Source organism: Pantoea sp. S61 (assembly GCF_016625145.1).
Taxonomy (GTDB): Bacteria; Pseudomonadota; Gammaproteobacteria; order Enterobacterales; family Enterobacteriaceae; genus Pantoea; species Pantoea rwandensis_B.
The window spans coordinates 13,716-31,390 of sequence record NZ_JACVUO010000031.1 but is presented as its reverse complement, the minus strand read 5'-3'; the positions used below and the strand labels follow the sequence as shown (position 1 = coordinate 31,390).

Annotated in this window: 14 protein-coding genes and 1 riboswitch; of the genes, 6 read left to right on the top strand and 8 right to left on the bottom strand. The window is 54.0% G+C overall.

The genetic code is table 11. The annotated features are described in order from the left end of the window. Nucleotides 1-427: 427 nt before the first annotated feature. Nucleotides 428-2,017 (top strand): bifunctional phosphoribosylaminoimidazolecarboxamide formyltransferase/IMP cyclohydrolase, encoded by a 1,590-nt coding sequence (purH, locus tag IAE30_RS28535; protein ID WP_038643730.1) that lies wholly within the window; start codon nt 428-430, stop codon nt 2,015-2,017. A gap of 19 nt (nt 2,018-2,036) precedes the next feature. Then, nucleotides 2,037-3,317 carry a phosphoribosylamine--glycine ligase gene (gene purD / locus IAE30_RS28530; RefSeq protein WP_045834371.1) on the top strand — a complete coding sequence of 427 codons (1,281 nt, stop codon included), beginning with the start codon at nt 2,037-2,039 and terminating at the stop codon, nt 3,315-3,317. Between the two features lie 41 nt (nt 3,318-3,358). Here purD and IAE30_RS28525 read toward each other — a convergent pair whose 3' ends face one another. The 6 genes from IAE30_RS28525 to nudC form a co-directional block, all read right to left on the bottom strand. Continuing rightward, nucleotides 3,359-4,024 carry a DUF1481 domain-containing protein gene (locus tag IAE30_RS28525; protein ID WP_045816323.1) on the bottom strand — a complete coding sequence of 222 codons (666 nt, stop codon included), beginning with the start codon at nt 4,022-4,024 and terminating at the stop codon, nt 3,359-3,361. A gap of 68 nt (nt 4,025-4,092) precedes the next feature. After that, nucleotides 4,093-4,365 (bottom strand): nucleoid-associated protein HU-alpha, encoded by a 273-nt coding sequence (gene hupA / locus IAE30_RS28520; protein ID WP_006121511.1) that lies wholly within the window; start codon nt 4,363-4,365, stop codon nt 4,093-4,095. Nucleotides 4,366-4,553: 188 nt separating this feature from the next. After that, the gene (locus IAE30_RS28515; RefSeq protein WP_034828920.1) at nt 4,554-5,144 is read right to left on the bottom strand and encodes a YjaG family protein; all 591 of its coding nucleotides are present in this window, start codon (nt 5,142-5,144) and stop codon (nt 4,554-4,556) included. 62 nt (nt 5,145-5,206) lie between these two features. Further along, the gene (gene nfi / locus IAE30_RS28510) at nt 5,207-5,875 is read right to left on the bottom strand and encodes a deoxyribonuclease V (protein ID WP_038643739.1); all 669 of its coding nucleotides are present in this window, start codon (nt 5,873-5,875) and stop codon (nt 5,207-5,209) included. A gap of 2 nt (nt 5,876-5,877) precedes the next feature. Continuing rightward, complete coding sequence (gene hemE / locus IAE30_RS28505; protein WP_200681494.1) at nt 5,878-6,945, bottom strand: uroporphyrinogen decarboxylase; 1,068 nt, start codon at nt 6,943-6,945, stop codon at nt 5,878-5,880. 39 nt (nt 6,946-6,984) lie between these two features. After that, nucleotides 6,985-7,758, bottom strand: a complete 774-nt coding sequence (gene nudC / locus IAE30_RS28500; RefSeq protein ID WP_200681493.1) for an NAD(+) diphosphatase — start codon at nt 7,756-7,758, stop codon at nt 6,985-6,987. An 88-nt stretch (nt 7,759-7,846) separates the two neighbouring features. Here nudC and rsd point away from each other — a divergent pair, with 88 nt between their 5' ends. The 3 genes from rsd (at nt 7,847) to thiE (ending at nt 11,370) form a co-directional block, all read left to right on the top strand. Continuing rightward, complete coding sequence (gene rsd, locus IAE30_RS28495; RefSeq protein ID WP_200681492.1) at nt 7,847-8,353, top strand: sigma D regulator; 507 nt, start codon at nt 7,847-7,849, stop codon at nt 8,351-8,353. A 256-nt stretch (nt 8,354-8,609) separates the two neighbouring features. Continuing rightward, nucleotides 8,610-8,710, top strand: a riboswitch (TPP riboswitch). 90 nt (nt 8,711-8,800) lie between these two features. Next, entirely contained in the window at nt 8,801-10,726 is a 1,926-nt protein-coding gene (gene thiC, locus IAE30_RS28490; RefSeq protein WP_200681491.1) for a phosphomethylpyrimidine synthase ThiC, read from the top strand. Beyond that, the gene (thiE, locus tag IAE30_RS28485) at nt 10,723-11,370 is read left to right on the top strand and encodes a thiamine phosphate synthase (protein ID WP_200681490.1); all 648 of its coding nucleotides are present in this window, start codon (nt 10,723-10,725) and stop codon (nt 11,368-11,370) included. Before thiC ends, thiE begins: the two co-directional genes overlap by 4 nt. A gap of 156 nt (nt 11,371-11,526) precedes the next feature. Here thiE and IAE30_RS28480 read toward each other — a convergent pair whose 3' ends face one another. Further along, a complete protein-coding gene (locus IAE30_RS28480; protein WP_038643749.1) occupies nt 11,527-12,981 on the bottom strand; it encodes a PLP-dependent aminotransferase family protein in 1,455 nt (484 codons plus the stop codon). A 174-nt stretch (nt 12,982-13,155) separates the two neighbouring features. Here IAE30_RS28480 and IAE30_RS28475 point away from each other — a divergent pair, with 174 nt between their 5' ends. Further along, entirely contained in the window at nt 13,156-13,344 is a 189-nt protein-coding gene (locus IAE30_RS28475; RefSeq protein WP_038643751.1) for a DUF1127 domain-containing protein, read from the top strand. Between the two features lie 61 nt (nt 13,345-13,405). Here IAE30_RS28475 and rpoC read toward each other — a convergent pair whose 3' ends face one another. Beyond that, the gene (gene rpoC / locus IAE30_RS28470; protein ID WP_200539441.1) at nt 13,406-17,629 is read right to left on the bottom strand and encodes a DNA-directed RNA polymerase subunit beta'; all 4,224 of its coding nucleotides are present in this window, start codon (nt 17,627-17,629) and stop codon (nt 13,406-13,408) included. Nucleotides 17,630-17,675 lie beyond the last annotated feature (46 nt).

The window sequence follows — 17,675 nt, the reverse complement described above, 5'->3', positions numbered from 1 at the left end:
CGTATATTACGCTTTCCTCCTTCAGAGTCAAACACTTTTTTCAGCGTTTTTTCTCTTGCGGAAGTTCTTATCGAAGCTTCCTGTCAACACCGCACTTCGTAAACCGTTGTGCCGTCTCGATGGATGCGCATTATAGGGAGTTGTTCGCAGCGCGCAACCGCTAAATTCAACAAAAACAACTGTTCGCTGCATTCCACAGCAAAACCCCGCCTTATACCCACTTACACACAGTGTTATCCACATTCATCCGGACAGATGAATTTAGGCGAGCATCGCGCAAACGTTTTCGCTACAATGCCCGGCGACGTCAAGGATGCCCCTTTTGGGGCGTTACATGAAGCAAGCGCTCTCTTCTATATAGAAAGAAACGCTAAGCTTGATGTAACGCTCTTATTTATGCGAAACAAAGCCAAGGGATAAAACCACCATGCAACAACGTCGTCCAGTACGCCGCGCTCTGCTCAGTGTTTCTGATAAAGCCGGTATCCTCGAATTTGCTCAGGCACTCTCCAGTCGTGGTGTTGAGCTGCTCTCCACAGGTGGTACTGCACGCCTGCTGGCAGATGCGGGCCTGCCCGTCACCGAAGTCTCTGACTACACCGGTTTCCCGGAAATGATGGATGGACGCGTCAAAACGCTGCACCCGAAAGTGCATGGCGGTATTCTGGGCCGTCGCGGCACCGATGATGCGATCATGGCCGAGCACGCGATCAACCCTATCGATATGGTGGTGGTAAACCTTTATCCCTTCGCGCAAACCGTTGCCAAACCCGATTGCTCACTGGCAGACGCGGTAGAGAATATCGATATAGGTGGCCCAACCATGGTGCGCTCCGCTGCGAAGAACCACAAAGATGTGGCGATCGTGGTGAAGAGCAGCGACTACGAGGCCATCATCGCCGAGCTGGACGCCAATGAAAACTCCCTGACGCTGGATACCCGTTTCGATCTGGCGATCAAAGCCTTCGAACACACCGCAGCCTACGACAGCATGATTGCCAACTACTTTGGCAGCCTGGTGCCGGCTTATCATAGCGACAGCAAAGAACCCGCCGGCCGCTTCCCACGTACGCTGAACCTCAACTTCATCAAGAAGCAGGATATGCGTTACGGCGAGAACAGCCATCAGGACGCTGCCTTCTATATAGAAGAGAATGTGGCAGAAGCTTCTGTTGCGACTGCACAGCAGGTCCAGGGCAAAGCGCTCTCTTACAACAACATCGCCGATACCGATGCCGCGCTTGAGTGTGTGAAAGAGTTTGATGATGCGGCTTGCGTGATCGTTAAGCATGCCAACCCGTGTGGTGTGGCCGTGGGCGGTTCGATTCTTGACGCCTATGAGCGTGCTTACAAAACCGACCCAACTTCTGCTTTTGGCGGCATCATCGCTTTCAACCGCGAATTGGATGAAGCCACTGCCCAGGCGATCATCAGCCGTCAGTTTGTCGAAGTGATCATTGCCCCTTCAGCCAGCGAAGCGGCTCTTAAAGTCACCGCAGCAAAACAGAACGTTCGCGTGCTGGTTTGTGGCCAGTGGCAGGGCCGTGTTGCCGCACTGGACTTCAAGCGTGTTAATGGCGGCCTGCTGGTTCAGGATCGCGATCTCGGTATGGTGGATGCCAGTCAGCTGCGTGTCGTGACTCAGCGCCAGCCAAGCGAGCAGGAACTGCGTGATGCGCTGTTCTGCTGGAAAGTGGCCAAGTTCGTGAAGTCCAACGCCATTGTCTACGCACGTGACAATATGACTATCGGCATAGGCGCTGGACAGATGAGCCGCGTTTATTCTGCCAAAATTGCCGGTATTAAAGCAGGCGACGAAGGTTTAGAAGTTAAAGGTTCAGCCATGGCGTCTGATGCTTTCTTCCCATTCCGCGATGGTATCGACGCAGCGGCAGCTGTGGGTATCAGCTGTGTGATTCAACCCGGTGGTTCTATCCGTGATGATGAAGTGATTGCCGCCGCTGATGAGCACGGTATTGCGATGATCTTCACCGACATGCGTCACTTCCGCCATTAATAGTCTGGAGCTTTAATAGATGAAAATTTTAGTGATTGGTAATGGCGGACGTGAACACGCGCTGGCATGGAAAGCAGCACAGTCTCCTTTAGCTGAGACCGTGTTTGTGGCACCGGGTAACGCCGGTACCGCATTGGAGCCCGCGTTGCAAAACGTGGCGATCAGCGCCACTGATGTGCCTGCCCTGCTGGCTTTTGCTCAAAAAGAAAATATCGGCCTGACTATCGTCGGCCCGGAAGCCCCGCTGGTGATTGGTGTGGTTGATGCGTTCCGCGCTGCTGGTCTGAAGATTTTTGGCCCAACGCAGGCGGCTGCACAGCTGGAAGGATCAAAAGCCTTCACCAAAGATTTCCTGGCACGTCAGCAGATCCCTACCGCTGAATACCAGAACTTTACGGAAGTTGAGCCAGCGCTGGCTTACCTGCGTGAGAAAGGCGCACCGATCGTGATTAAAGCGGATGGTCTGGCAGCTGGTAAAGGCGTTATCGTCGCGATGGAACTGGCTGAAGCGGAAGCTGCAGTGCAGGACATGCTGGCAGGCAATGCTTTCGGCGATGCAGGCCATCGTATCGTCATTGAAGAGTTCCTCGACGGCGAAGAAGCCAGCTTTATCGTGATGGTGGATGGCGACAACGTGTTACCCATGGCCACCAGCCAGGATCATAAACGTGTAGGCGATGGTGATACCGGCCCGAATACCGGAGGCATGGGCGCTTACTCGCCTGCCCCGGTTGTCACCGATGAGATCCACCAGCGTGTGATGGACCAGATCATCTGGCCAACCGTTAACGGCATGAAAGCGGAAGGCAACACCTATACCGGCTTCCTATATGCCGGCCTGATGATCGATAAAGCCGGTCAGCCGAAAGTGATCGAGTTCAACTGCCGCTTTGGCGATCCAGAAACCCAGCCGATCATGTTGCGCCTGCAGTCAGATTTGGTTGAACTGTGCCTGGCCGCAGTGGATGGCAAGCTGGATCAGCAAACTTCGCAGTGGGATCCACGTCCATCGCTGGGTGTCGTGCTGGCAGCTGGCGGCTATCCCGCGGATTACAATACCGGTGATCAAATTCACGGTCTGCCACTGGAAGAAGTGCCGGACGGTAAAGTGTTCCACGCGGGCACCACGATGAAAGATGATGTGGTGGTCACCAACGGTGGACGCGTGCTGTGCGTCACTGCACTGGGCGAAGATGTGGCTGCCGCGCAGAAGAATGCCTACGCGCTGGCGAAACATATTTCCTGGGAAGGCAGTTTCTGCCGTAAAGATATTGGTTACCGCGCAATTAATCGCAAGTGATCATCAAGGGGCGCGCTCAGCGCCCCTTGGTTTTTCCCCACTCAGAAATCACTCTCTTTCGGCTGCCAGCTGCACTCATCCTCTGGCGTCGCCCGCAACAACTGCACGCCTTCAGGTGCCTCCAACCATGACACCATCAACGACTGTGGCTGGTTTTGCTGCTGCTGAGATAGCGTGGCAATGATTCCGTTATCAAAGGGTGCATTCACCACTTTGCCATCACAGTCGCGCACCTGCGTAGCGCCCAGCCAATGCCCCTGCTTCAGCAATACACGTCCACTCAGCAACGCATTACTTTGCTCCAGCATGCGTTGCGCGTCGAAACGATAGAGTTCAACCGTATCACCACTTACCGCTTCACGACGGCCGGCCAGCTGACGCTGCATAAAATTAAGATTGCCCAGATGGTCAAAACGCAACGTCACGTCATCGGGTTGCTCACCCGCCACAATGCGCTCAACGCTGATCAGCTTGTTCTGTTGCCAGTTGTAGTCAGTGGTTTCCATGGCATCGCCATTGAAAGGGGTATAAACAGTGCGAAGATGAACAGCCTGATGGTCACTGTTCTTGCGCCAGATGCGCACAGTGCCACGATCGGCCAGATAGCCGCTTGCCGTAAAGGCAGGGAGATCAGAGGTGGAACTACAGCCCGCGAGCAGCGCACCGAGTAACAGGGCGCAGACGCGCTGAGTAATCGTGTTCAGCATGACAGGCCCCAATAACAAAAAGGGGCGTGTCGCCCCTCTTTTAAAGCTTAAACCGCGATGCGGAAAACTTACTTAACAGCGTCTTTCAGAGCTTTACCAGAGACGAACGCTGGCACGTTAGCTGCCGCGATTTTGATCTCTTTACCAGTCTGTGGGTTGCGACCGGTACGCTCAGCGCGGTGGTTCACTTTAAAAGTACCAAAACCAACCAGTTGTACAGCATCACCTTCTTTCAGAGACTCAGTGATCGCAGCCAGGGTAGATTCCAGCGCAGCTTTAGCCTGGGTTTTTGACAGGTCAGCTTTCTCTGCGATCACATCAATCAGTTGAGTCTTGTTCATAAGTTATCCTTAAAGTGTATTTATCGCTTGCTAAGCAACGAGTGCGAGGGAAAAGCCATATTCTGGCACTCTTCAACCTGCACGCAAAGATAGCCACAATTTTCAGCCCCCCAAATGTAGACCAGACAGGGGGCTGATGTGAAGCCTCCAGGCGCGGTAATTCAGGCCTGAAGTCACGTTTTATCGCCTTATTGCTGAAAAAGTATACCGATGTTACTGATTCCCGCTTCGCGCAGGTCAGAACGTAACCCCTTAATCAGCTCAAGGTCGCGCTCTTCGCAGTCTGCCAGCAGGCGGAAAATCTCCCACTGCAGATCCCATTCATCAATCACCGCCTGATTTTCGCGCAGCTCTTCATCGGTCATTTCACGACCGGCTTGCGTCATTTCCAGAATAGCAACGGTGGTAATCGACGTACGGCTGACTTCGATTGCGTGTTCCAGGGTTTCACCGCTGAGCTGTGCATGCACAACTTCGCTCAGCGCAACACAGGCATCAATTGCTGGGTGGACACCATAAATATCAAAATCATCGCCATTCGGAATCGCTGATTCCAGCTTCTCCAGTTGGCTATCGAAGTTAATTTTGGCGTCTTTGACCGTCAGGCTCTCCCAGACAAGGTCAAGGATGCGACGATAGAGTTGCGGATCGGCGAATTCAGTCTGCTGACAGAAGGCCCAATAATTGGGGAACATCCGCTCGCACAGACAGGCCATAAAGGTCATATGCTGCCAGCTTTCCAGCTTCGCCAGACGCAAATGGACGGGGTTCTGTAACATCAAACTTACTCTCAATAGGTTAGCTGGCGGCAGTGTACCGCAAAAGCCGCGCGCAAACAGCGTTAACGCGCATTTTGCCAACGTAGAAACGCAGGACGGCCCGAAGCAACCGCATCGGCCCAGCGTGTAGGCTCGGGCAAACGATAGCCCGCGGTACATCTCTCCACCCAATTCAGTGCGCTGTCCATACTGACACGATGCCCGGTTGAGACGAACAGAGGGTTGCAGCGCGCTTTACTGCGCCACACCCAACCAATTTGTTCGCCTTTATCCATCAGTGGTTGGCGGCTTCCCGGTTCAGCATCCAATTCGGTAAAACGCCCGCAGAGCCGTTTTTTCGCCACGCCAATGGTTGGAACATCCACCAGCGAGCCAAAATGCGCAGCCACGCCGAGGCGACGGGGATGGGCAATACCATGACCATCAACGAATAAAAGATCGGGTTGGTGTGTGAGCTGCTGCCAGGCTGCAAGCAGTGCGGGGACTTCGCGAAACGATAAGAAACCCGGGATGTAAGGCATGGTGGTCGCGATGCGCGCTATACGGTGCTCCACGAGTTGCAATGAGGGATATTCTAATACCACCAGTGCCGCACGCGTGACATCACCTTCCTGTTCAAAACCGACGTCCGCACCGGCGATAAAACGAGGCGGCAGGATGTCAAAATCATCCTGCCGCACCACATTAGCAGCGCGTTGTAACTGTTCAGCACGCAGCGCGGCTAAATCCATGCTTAGCCCTGATGATAAGGGCGAGACAGGCGATGTACGGCTTCGACGAAAGCACCGGCGTGCTCTGGCGGCACATCCTGATGAATGCCATGACCGAGGTTGAAGACGTGCCCTTCACCCGCGCCAAAGCCTTCAAGGATAGTGGCCACCTCCTGCTCGATACGTTCCGGAGGCGCATACAGCATGGAAGGATCCATGTTGCCCTGCAACGCAACTTTGTCACCCACGCGACGACGTGCATCGGCAATATCGGTGCTCCAGTCCAGACCCAGTGCATCACATCCGGTCGCTGCGATAGCTTCCAGCCACTGACCACCCCCTTTGGTGAACAGCGTAATCGGCACACGGCGACCTTCGTTCTCGTGTAGCACGCTATCGACGATTTTGTGCATATAGTAGAGTGAAAACTCACGGTAATCGCGGCCTGTCAGCACGCCGCCCCAGGTATCGAAGACCATAATCGACTGTGCACCAGCTTTGATCTGGGCGTTCAGGTAATGGATGACACTGTCAGCCAGCTTATCCAGCAGCTTATGCAGGGTTTGCGGCTCGGCATACATCATCTTTTTAATTTTGGTGAACGCTTTGCTGCTGCCGCCTTCAACCATGTAGGTTGCCAACGTCCATGGGCTGCCAGAGAAACCGATCAAAGGCACTTCGCCTTTCAGGTTATGGCGAATGGTACGCACCGCATTCATCACATAACCCAGCTCATCTTCTGGATCCGGAATCGGCAGTTTGTCTACATCTGCACGGCAGGTAATAGGATTTGAGAAGCGCGGACCTTCGCCCGTTTCAAAATAGAGCCCCAGCCCCATCGCATCAGGAATCGTCAGGATATCGCTGAAGAGGATCGCAGCATCCAGCGCATAACGACGCAGCGGCTGCAGGGTGACTTCGCACGCCAGCTCCGCATTCTTACACAGCGACATAAAATCACCGGCTTCAGCACGCGTGGCTTTGTACTCCGGCAAATAGCGCCCGGCTTGTCGCATCATCCATACAGGGGTGACATCCACCGGCTGACGTAACAGGGCACGCAGATAACGATCGTTCTTCAGTTCACTCATAATGGGCTCTCTCATGCTAAGGCCGCCAGTGTAGCATTTTCACGGCGCGCTGGCGCGACACAGGGCAACGGTATCTTCAATCAACCGTCGTGCCACCGTGCCCGGTGGCGGTAACAAGGGCAGATCGTCATAGCGATACCAGCCGGCATCCAGCAACTCTTTGCCATCATGCTGCAAGTCTCCGCCTTCGTACTCGGCCATAAACGCCATCATTAGCGAATGCGGGAACGGCCAAGGCTGCGAGGCGACGTAACGGACATTTTTAACCCGGACGTTGCTCTCTTCCATCACTTCACGCGCGACGGCCTGCTCCAGCGTCTCCCCGACCTCAACAAAGCCAGCTAATACTGTGTAAATGCTGTTGCGATGACGCGCATGGTTGGCCAGCAGAATCTCCTCCCCCCGGCGAATCGCTACGATGATGCACGGTGCGATTTGCGGGTAATAGCGCTCACGGCAATGGTGACACAGGCAGGCAAATTCGCGTTTACTGAGGTGCATTTCGTGACCGCAGTAGCCACACCAGCGGTGTGAGCGGTAGAATTCGGCGAGTTGAACTCCGCGCCCAGCCATCTGGAAAAGCCCAACATCTTCGTCGATAAGCTGGCGAACAGATCCCATATTGTCAGGTCGTGATTCACGTATCAGCCAGACATTCTCCGCCTGCCATTCGCCAATCAAAATCGCGGTTTTTCCTGTCAGGCCAAAATCGCCAGATAAGCCATGCGGCAGTTCACCTTGCGGTAGCCAAAGTTTTTGTTCATGGCTGACAATCCACCAGCCAGCGTCTACGCTTGAGATCTCACGTTGCATCTTATTCGTTGTCCTTAGCGTCAAATGGCACGCTGAAATCCTGATGTTAAGTGTGGAATGGATAACTATAACTCACCCGGAGCCCCATATGCTTACCCAGTTAGATGACCTGGCCAGGCGTGTAAGTGGCGATAATGAACTCGTTGATGCGTTGCTGCGCGCGCGCCGACAGTTGCTTGTCAGCTATTACGCATTAATTGGCATCAAGCCACACAAAGAGGCGCTCAGTGCTCTGGATGAACAGGCGCTGGATGCGTTTTGCCACGGCCTGGTTGATTACCTCTCAACCGGTCATTTCAGTATTTATGAACGCATTATCAGTGAGATGGAGGGCGATAGCCCGCTCATTGCGGCCGCCCAACTCTATCCCGCTCTGGAAGCAAATACCGATCGCATGATGCAACTGTATGACAGCCATCTGCAGCAGGCCATCAACGACGATAACTGCGTAGAATTCCAGAAGGCATTATCCGAAGTGGGTGAAGTACTGGAGTCGCGCTTCACGCTGGAAGATAAGCTGGTGCAACTCGCCTGGGATAACCAGCTGGCACGCCCACCGGTCGCCAACGAAAGCAGCATGGCTCGCCCCGCTTAACCTCGGGCCCATGTAAAAAACTTGTTATTCCGAAAAAGCCCTCTTATGCTGAATGGGCTTTTTTGTTGAGACCTATTCACGTTTTTATGCGTCTCTTTAAAGCAATCTAGAGTCAAATTTTGCGATATAAGCGTAGCGTGCGCAGCCAGTTCACGCTCGGACAGCGCGCAGGGGCCGGAGCGTACACGTAGTACGTGACGGACACGAGCACTGCCCAGGCGTGAAATGGCAAGCAAAGTAGCTTATATCGTAAAATTCAACCTTGTCGGAGTGCCCTAAGGGGCTGAGACCGTTTATTCGGGATCCGCGGAACCTGATCAGGTTAGTACCTGCGAAGGGAACAAGAGTAGACATTCACAGAGCGATGCGTGTTGGCGCCCGGCATCGTCCCTGTTACTCCTTCCGAACTCTGGACAAGCAACTTCCCCTTAATTCAGGAAATTTGCTATGTCTGTTGCTAAAACTTCTCGTCGTGAACAACGTGCACAAGCGCAGGAATTTATCGATTCGCTGCAGGGCACGGCTTTCCCCCAATCCAAACGTATCTGGATCACCGGCAGCCGAGCGGATATCCGTGTGCCGATGCGCGAAATCCAGCTCAGCCCAACACACATTGGCGGTACAAAAGAGAATCCGCAGTATGAGCACAACGAGCCGGTGCCGGTATATGACACGGCGGGTGCTTATGGCGATCCCGCGGCCACCATTGATGTGCATCGGGGATTAAGCCGATTACGTGAAAACTGGATCGCCGAACGCGATGACAGTGAGGCTATCCACCAACTGAGTTCGCAATACACCCAGCAACGCTTAGCCGATGAAGGGCTGGATCACCTGCGCTTCGAGCAGTTACCGCAGCCGCGCCGTGCTAAAGCTGGCCGCTGCGTCACGCAACTGCATTACGCACGTCAGGGCATGATTACACCCGAGATGGAATTTATTGCGGTGCGAGAAAACATGGGCCGCGAACGTATTCGTGGTGAAGTGCTACTGCAACAGCACCCGGGCCACAGTTTCGGTGCCAATCTGCCGGAAAATATCACCGCCGAATTTGTGCGCCAGGAAGTTGCCAGCGGTCGCGCTATCATACCCTCCAATATTAATCACCCCGAATCCGAGCCGATGATCATTGGCCGTAACTTTCTGGTGAAGGTGAACGCCAATATAGGCAACTCAGCGGTGAGTTCATCGATTGAAGAGGAAGTGGAGAAACTGGTGTGGTCAACACGCTGGGGCGCGGATACCGTGATGGACCTCTCCACAGGACGCTATATCCATGAAACGCGCGAGTGGATTTTGCGAAACAGCCCGGTGCCGATTGGCACTGTGCCCATTTATCAGGCACTGGAGAAAGTGAACGGCGTGGCGGAGGATCTTAACTGGGAGATCTTCCGCGATACTCTGCTCGAACAAGCAGAACAGGGGGTGGATTACTTCACTATTCACGCCGGTGTGCTGCTGCGCTATGTGCCGATGACGGCTAAACGTCTGACCGGTATTGTCTCGCGTGGTGGTTCGATCATGGCGAAGTGGTGCCTGTCACATCATCAGGAGAGCTTCCTCTATCTGCACTTCCGTGAAATCTGCGAGATCAGCGCGGCTTATGATGTCGCGCTGTCACTCGGCGATGGTCTGCGCCCAGGATCGATTCAGGACGCCAACGATGAAGCCCAGTTTGCCGAATTGCACACGCTAGGTGAGCTGACAAAAATTGCCTGGGAATACGATGTGCAGGTGATGATTGAAGGTCCAGGCCATGTGCCCATGCAGATGATCCGCCGCAACATGACCGAACAGTTAGAGCACTGTCACGAAGCGCCGTTTTACACGCTTGGCCCACTGACCACCGATATCGCCCCCGGGTACGATCACTTTACCTCCGGCATTGGTGCCGCGATGATTGGTTGGTTTGGCTGCGCCATGCTGTGTTACGTCACACCGAAAGAGCACCTCGGTTTGCCCAATAAAGAAGATGTGAAGCAGGGGCTGATTACCTACAAGATCGCCGCGCATGCTGCCGATCTGGCCAAAGGCCATCCCGGCGCACAGATCCGCGATAACGCCATGTCGAAAGCACGTTTTGAATTCCGCTGGGAGGATCAGTTCAATCTGGCGCTCGATCCGCATACGGCACGCGCTTATCACGATGAGACATTGCCGCAGGAATCGGGCAAAGTGGCTCACTTCTGCTCAATGTGCGGTCCAAAATTCTGTTCGATGAAAATTACCCAGGAAGTGCGCGAATATGCTGCTCGCCAGCAGGCTGAAGCCCAGCCAATTGAAATTGGCATGGCGCAGATGTCGGATGCCTTCCGCAGTCGTGGTGGCGAACTTTATCACGCCGCCGATGCCCTTAAAGAGGAAAAAGTATGACCGATGCCTTTCCAGCCACGGCCCCGAAACTGGGGCTGTACCCTGTTGTTGATAGCGTAGAGTGGATTGCACGCTTACTGGAGGCTGGCGTTCGCACCATCCAGTTGCGCATCAAAGATTGCCAGGATCATGAAGTAGAAGACGCCGTGCGCGAGGCAATTGCGCTGGGCAAGCAGTACCGTGCACGCCTGTTTATCAACGATTACTGGCGATTGGCAATTAAATACAACGCCTATGGCGTGCATCTTGGTCAGGAAGATTTAGACGTGGCCAATCTGGACGCTATCCGCCAGGCAGGTTTGCGTCTGGGGTTATCGACTCATGATGATGCCGAGTTGGACCGCGCGCTGGCGCTGCGTCCTTCCTACATTGCACTGGGACACATTTACCCTACGCAAACCAAAGATATGCCTTCAGAACCGCAGGGCGTCATGGAACTGAAACGCCACATGGCACGGTTGCAGGATATACCGACTGTGGCGATTGGCGGTATATCCCTAGCGCGCGTACCTGAAGTTTTGGCCACTGGCGTAGGAAGCGTTGCCGTGGTGAGCGCCATTATTCAGGCGGCAGACTGGCGCCAGGCGACACAGGAGCTGCTGGCACTGGTTGAAGCAGGAACCCAGCCCGCAGAAGCGCTGTAACGTTCTGCAATCAGGGTAAATTGGCTGGAATCTCACGCGCAGTCCGCTTCCTGCGTGCTAGCGTGTTTTTCCGGTCAGGATAAAGTGTGCCTGCCCGCTGTCGCTGGCAGTGGGCCAGGGCTGGTCTACCCCTCTCTCCAGCCCTGCCTTTCCACTTTAATCCGTCAGGGATGAAGCGTGTTCCGTTTCGATATGACAGGCGTGCATGGCCTGCTCCACCGCAGCGCCAAGTTGGGCGATGGCCTGTTCAGTATGCTCATTAATGGGCAAACCATAATTCAGACGTAAGCAGTTGCGATATTTTCCCGAGGCAGAAAACAGCGATCCGACTGCAACCTGAATGTTCAACGTGCGCAGTTCGGTGTTAAGCCGAACGGCATCAAACGCTTCTGGTAGCTCGATCCACATCAGGAAACTGCCCTGCGGACGTGAAACACAGATACCGCAGGGGAAGTAGTGACGCACCCAGCAACTAAAGGTCTCGTAGTTGCGCTGATAAACCTGACGCATCCGGCGTAGATGTGGCCCGTAGTGGCCAAGACGAATAAATTCGGCCACTGCATGTTGCGGCTGTGTGGCCGTTGAGCCGGTGCCGATATATTTCATATGCAAAACGCGATCGCGATAACGCCCTGGCGCCACCCAACCCACTCGTAAACCGGGTGCCAGCGTTTTAGAGAATGAGCTACACAGCAACACCCGGCCATCCATGTCTAAAGATTTGATGGTAATGGGGCGTGGGTACTCCCATGCCAACTCACCATAGACATCGTCTTCAATGATCGCTGCATCAAAACGCTGAGCCAGTGCCAGCAGCGCACGCTTGCGCGCTTCAGGCATGATAAATCCCAGCGGGTTATTGCAGTTTGGCACCACCACCACCGCTTTAATCGGCCACTGCTCGAATGCCAGCTCCAGGGCTTCGAGGCTAATGCCCGTCACCGAATCGGTAGGGATTTCAATGGCACGGATACCAAGCCCACGCAGGGTCTGCATCGTGCCATGGAAAGTCGGAGATTCAACGGCGATGATATCACCCGGCTCACACACCGCGCGGATCGACACGGACAGCGCTTCATGGCAGCCCGTGGTGATCACAATATCCTCTGCGGTGAGCTGACAACCGCTATCGATAGTTAAGCGTGCGACCTGCTCACGCAAGGCCGCAACGCCTAACAGACTGTCATAATTGAGCTGGTCAAGATCCTGCTTCTGCGCCATTCGGCTCTGAATTTTCCATAATGGCTTTAAGGTCGGCTGGGTAAGGTCGGGCATGCCGCTACCTAATTGCAGCACGTTACCGCTGTTGCGGCTGCTTAATAACTCCAGCACCGATTCCCACTGGGTGATCTCGACAGGGCGTTGTACCGGGCGGGTTAACGCAGGAACAGGAGGCGTAGCTTTGCGCGTCGCAACGAAATAGCCAGAGCGCGGCTGCGGCACAATAAGCTGTTTCTCTTCCAGCAGGTGATACGCCTGCTGCACGGTGCTGATGCTCACACCATGTTCAATACTCAGCGTACGCACCGAGGGTAAGCGTTCACCGCTACGATAAAGTCCCTGCTCAATCCTGTCTGAGAGCAAGCAAGCCAGATGTTGGTAACGCGTCATCGTATGATTCCCCTCGAGTTCACTGAATCTAAATCAGTACAGATCATCCCTTTTTTTACCATTCAGATCCTATCGTGCGCAATCTGTATGTTAATAATAAGTGATTGTTGAATCTGTATTGAAATGCACAAGAACTGGACAATACCTCACAGACAACTGATGAGGGCATTCATAATGGAATTCGATCAAAACCGCGCAGCAAAACCATTTGATGTAACACTACTGGACATGGTTCGCGGTGCAGGGCGCGCCATCAAGAGATGGCGCGCGCGCCGTGAGACTCGCAAAATTCTGTCTCACTTAAGCGATGCACAACTACGCGACATTGGCCTGACCCGCCACGATATTTGCCGTAAGGGCTGATTGAAGACGAAAAAAAACCCTGCCGAGGCAGGGTTTTTTATGGGTCAGCTATCGCAGACGATTATTCGTCGTCGCTACCGCCAAGACCGGCGTTCAGCAGTTCAGCCAGGCTCGCAGAGGCTTCATCCGCAGTGACCTGCGGTGCAACCGGGGCTTCACCTACAGAACGGCGACGCATACGATCCTGATGGTAAGCATAACCGGTACCGGCCGGGATCAGACGACCCACGATCACGTTCTCTTTCAGGCCGCGCAGTTCATCACGCTTGCCTGCTACTGCTGCTTCGGTCAGGACACGCGTGGTCTCCTGGAACGATGCTGCAGAGATGAACGATTCGGTTGCCAGAGAAGCTTTGGTGATACCCAGCAGATCGCGCATAAAGGTTGCGCCAATTTTGCCGTTCGCTTCGAGGTCGCGGTTCGCGATCTTGATGCGAGAGTATTCAGCCTGCTCACCTTCCAGGAACTCGGTGCTGCCCGCGCTGGCGATGGTTGCTTTACGCAGCATCTGACGCACGATGACTTCGATGTGTTTATCGTTAATCTTAACGCCTTGCAGACGGTAAACTTCCTGCACTTCGTTAGTGATGTAACGGGTCACAGCATGGACGCCACGCAGACGCAGGATATCGTGTGGAGATTCTGGGCCGTCAGAAACAACGTCACCACGTTCAACACGCTCACCTTCGAATACGTTCAGCTGACGCCATTTCGGAATCATCTCTTCGTACGGATCGCTACCATCAACTGGCGTAATCACCAGACGACGCTTGCCTTTGGTCTCTTTACCGAACGAGATAATACCGCTGATCTCGGCCAGAATGGCTGGCTCTTTCGGACGACGCGCTTCGAACAAGTCAGCAACGCGTGGCAGACCACCGGTGATGTCCTTGGTACCGCCAGATTCCTGAGGTACACGCGACAGGGTGTCACCCGCACTGATCTTAACGCCATCTTCCAACTGAACAATTGCTTTGCCCGGCAGGAAGTACTGAGCTGGCATGTCGGTACCCGGAATCAGCACATCATTTCCACTGGCATCAACAATTTTCAGCGCAGGACGCAGATCTTTACCGCCCGCAGTACGTTCTGCAGAATCCAGAACCACCAGCGATGACAGACCAGTCAGGTCATCAGTCTGACGAGTAATCGTCTGACCATCGATCATGTCAGTGAAGCGAATGAAACCGCCCACTTCAGTGATAACTGGCATGGTATGCGGATCCCAGTTTGCTACGGTTTCGCCCGCGGCAACCTGCTCGCCATCACCTTTAGCCATCATCGCGCCGTAAGGGACTTTATAGCTCTCTTTGGTACGACCGAACTCATCGATCATCTTCAGCTCAACGTTACGAGAGACGATAACCAGTTTCCCGGAGGAGTTGGTTACAGACTTCGCGTTGGTCAGCTTGATAGTACCTTTGTTCTTCACCTGGATGCTGGATTCAGCAGCCGCACGAGATGCCGCACCACCGATGTGGAACGTACGCATCGTCAGCTGTGTACCCGGCTCACCGATGGACTGTGCTGCGATAACGCCGATGGCCTCACCTTTGTTGATGATGTGACCACGAGCCAGGTCGCGACCGTAGCAGTGTGCACACACACCAAAGTCGGTTTCACAACCAACAACAGAACGCACTTTAATGGCATCGACCGAATTCTCTTCGATCACATCACACCAGTGCTCATCGATCAGCGTATTACGCGGGATCAGAATGTCAGCAGTACCTGGCTTCAGCACGTCTTCTGCGGTCACACGACCCAGTACACGCTCACGCAGTGGTTCTTTAACGTCGCCACCTTCGATAACCGGAGTCATCATGATGCCTTCGAAAGTACCACAGTCGTCTTCGGTAACCACCAAGTCCTGCGCAACGTCTACCAGACGACGCGTCAGATAACCGGAGTTAGCGGTTTTCAGTGCGGTATCCGCAAGACCTTTACGCGCACCGTGCGTCGAGATGAAGTACTGGAGTACGTTCAGACCTTCACGGAAGTTCGCGGTGATTGGCGTTTCGATGATTGAGCCATCTGGCTTAGCCATCAGACCACGCATACCGGCCAGCTGACGAATCTGAGCTGCAGAACCACGCGCACCGGAGTCGGCCATCATGTAGATGCTGTTGAACGAGACTTGCTGCTCTTCTTCGCCGTGACGGTTGATCACGGTTTCGGTTTGCAGGTTGTCCATCATCGCCTTGGAAACGCGTTCGTTCGCTGCGGCCCAGATATCGATGACTTTGTTGTAACGTTCGCCAGCAGTAACCAGACCAGACTGGAACTGTTCCTGAATCTCAGCAACTTCCGCTTCTGCTTCTGCCACGATTTCCGCTTTCTTAGCCGGGATCACCATGTCGTCGATACCTACAGAGGCACCTGAACGGGCTGCGTAAGCAAAGCCGGTGTACATGGTCTGGTCAGCGAAGATAACGGTCGGCTTCAGGCCCAGGATGCGGTAACAGGTGTTCAGCATCTTAGAGATAGCTTTCTTACCCAGCGCCTGGTTGACGATGGAGTAAGGCAGACCTTTCGGCACAATCATCCACAGAATCGCACGACCAATGGTGGTGTCGATTAAGCTGGTTTTCGCGACGAACTCTTCTTGTTCGTTTTTGCTGTACTCGGTGATACGCACTTTAACGCGAGCATGCAGCTCGGCCAGGCCAGCGCGATAAACACGCTCAGCTTCTTTCGGGCCAGTCAGCACCATGCCTTCGCCGCGCGCATTCACTTTGTCACGGGTCATGTAGTACAGACCCAGTACAACGTCCTGAGAAGGAACGATGATTGGCTCGCCGTTCGCAGGTGACAGGATGTTGTTGGTAGACATCATCAGCGCACGCGCTTCCAGCTGAGCTTCCAGCGTCAGCGGTACGTGAACTGCCATCTGGTCACCATCGAAGTCGGCGTTATATGCCGCACAAACCAGCGGGTGCAGCTGGATCGCTTTACCTTCGATCAGAACAGGTTCGAATGCCTGGATACCCAAACGGTGCAGGGTTGGTGCACGGTTCAGCAGTACTGGGTGTTCGCGAATCACTTCGTCCAGGATATCCCAAACGACAGCTTCTTCACGCTCAACCATTTTCTTAGCAGCTTTAATGGTGGTCGCGAGGCCACGCAGTTCCAGCTTGCCGTAGATGAACGGTTTGAACAGCTCCAGTGCCATTTTCTTCGGCAGACCGCACTGATGCAGACGCAGGTATGGGCCTACGGTGATGACAGAACGACCGGAGTAGTCAACACGTTTACCCAACAGGTTCTGACGGAAACGACCCTGCTTACCTTTGATCATGTCGGCCAAAGATTTCAGAGGACGTTTGTTAGAGCCAGTGATGGCACGACCGCGACGGCCGTTATCCAGCAAGGCATCTACCGCTTCCTGCAGCATACGCTTTTCGTTACGTACGATGATATCTGGCGCAGCCAGATCCAGCAGACGTTTCAGACGGTTGTTACGGTTGATTACGCGACGGTACAGATCGTTCAGATCCGACGTAGCGAAACGACCACCATCCAGCGGTACCAGCGGACGCAGATCTGGCGGCAGAACAGGCAGAACGGTCAGGATCATCCACTCTGGCTTGTTGCCAGATTGAACGAACGCTTCCAGCAGCTTGATACGCTTGGTCAGCTTTTTACGTTTGGTCTCGGAGTTGGTTTCGTTCAGCTCTTCACGCAGCTGCTCGCACTCTTGCTCCAAATCCATATTTTTCAGCAGCGCCTGGATAGCTTCCGCACCCATCTTCGCGTCGAATTCGTCACCGAACTCTTCCAGCGCGTCAAGATACTGCTCTTCCGTCAGAATCTGACGTTTTTCCAGGTTGGTCATACCGCCTTCGATAACCACATAAGATTCGAAGTACAGCACGCGCTCGATATCACGCAGCGGCATATCCAGCAGCAAGCCGATACGCGAAGGCAGTGATTTCAGGAACCAGATATGCGCAGTCGGCGAAGCCAACTCGATATGACCCATACGCTCACGACGCACTTTGGTCTGTGTAACTTCAACGCCACACTTCTCACATATTACGCCGCGATGTTTCAAACGCTTGTACTTACCGCACAGGCATTCGTAATCTTTTACCGGCCCAAAGATACGGGCGCAGAAAAGACCGTCACGCTCCGGCTTGAAGGTACGGTAGTTAATGGTCTCTGGCTTTTTAACTTCACCAAAAGACCATGAACGGATCATGTCTGGCGAGGCCAGAGCAATTTTGATCGCATCAAACTCTTCGGTCTTAGTTTGCGCTTTCAGAAACTTAAGTAAGTCTTTCACGGATTAGCTCCCGTCGGAGTGGAACTCTCAGGGACGCACACCTTAA

What these genes read in the sequence shown, in the direction of transcription:
- purH (WP_038643730.1), top strand. Translation starts at nt 428, where the DNA reads ATGCAACAACGTCGTCCAGTACGCCGCGCTCTGCTCAGTGTTTCTGAT.
- purD (WP_045834371.1), top strand. Translation starts at nt 2,037, where the DNA reads ATGAAAATTTTAGTGATTGGTAATGGCGGACGTGAACACGCGCTGGCA.
- IAE30_RS28525 (WP_045816323.1), bottom strand. Translation starts at nt 4,024, where the DNA reads ATGCTGAACACGATTACTCAGCGCGTCTGCGCCCTGTTACTCGGTGCG.
- hupA (WP_006121511.1), bottom strand. Translation starts at nt 4,365, where the DNA reads ATGAACAAGACTCAACTGATTGATGTGATCGCAGAGAAAGCTGACCTG.
- IAE30_RS28515 (WP_034828920.1), bottom strand. Translation starts at nt 5,144, where the DNA reads ATGTTACAGAACCCCGTCCATTTGCGTCTGGCGAAGCTGGAAAGCTGG.
- nfi (WP_038643739.1), bottom strand. Translation starts at nt 5,875, where the DNA reads ATGGATTTAGCCGCGCTGCGTGCTGAACAGTTACAACGCGCTGCTAAT.
- hemE (WP_200681494.1), bottom strand. Translation starts at nt 6,945, where the DNA reads ATGAGTGAACTGAAGAACGATCGTTATCTGCGTGCCCTGTTACGTCAG.
- nudC (WP_200681493.1), bottom strand. Translation starts at nt 7,758, where the DNA reads ATGCAACGTGAGATCTCAAGCGTAGACGCTGGCTGGTGGATTGTCAGC.
- rsd (WP_200681492.1), top strand. Translation starts at nt 7,847, where the DNA reads ATGCTTACCCAGTTAGATGACCTGGCCAGGCGTGTAAGTGGCGATAAT.
- thiC (WP_200681491.1), top strand. Translation starts at nt 8,801, where the DNA reads ATGTCTGTTGCTAAAACTTCTCGTCGTGAACAACGTGCACAAGCGCAG.
- thiE (WP_200681490.1), top strand. Translation starts at nt 10,723, where the DNA reads ATGACCGATGCCTTTCCAGCCACGGCCCCGAAACTGGGGCTGTACCCT.
- IAE30_RS28480 (WP_038643749.1), bottom strand. Translation starts at nt 12,981, where the DNA reads ATGACGCGTTACCAACATCTGGCTTGCTTGCTCTCAGACAGGATTGAG.
- IAE30_RS28475 (WP_038643751.1), top strand. Translation starts at nt 13,156, where the DNA reads ATGGAATTCGATCAAAACCGCGCAGCAAAACCATTTGATGTAACACTA.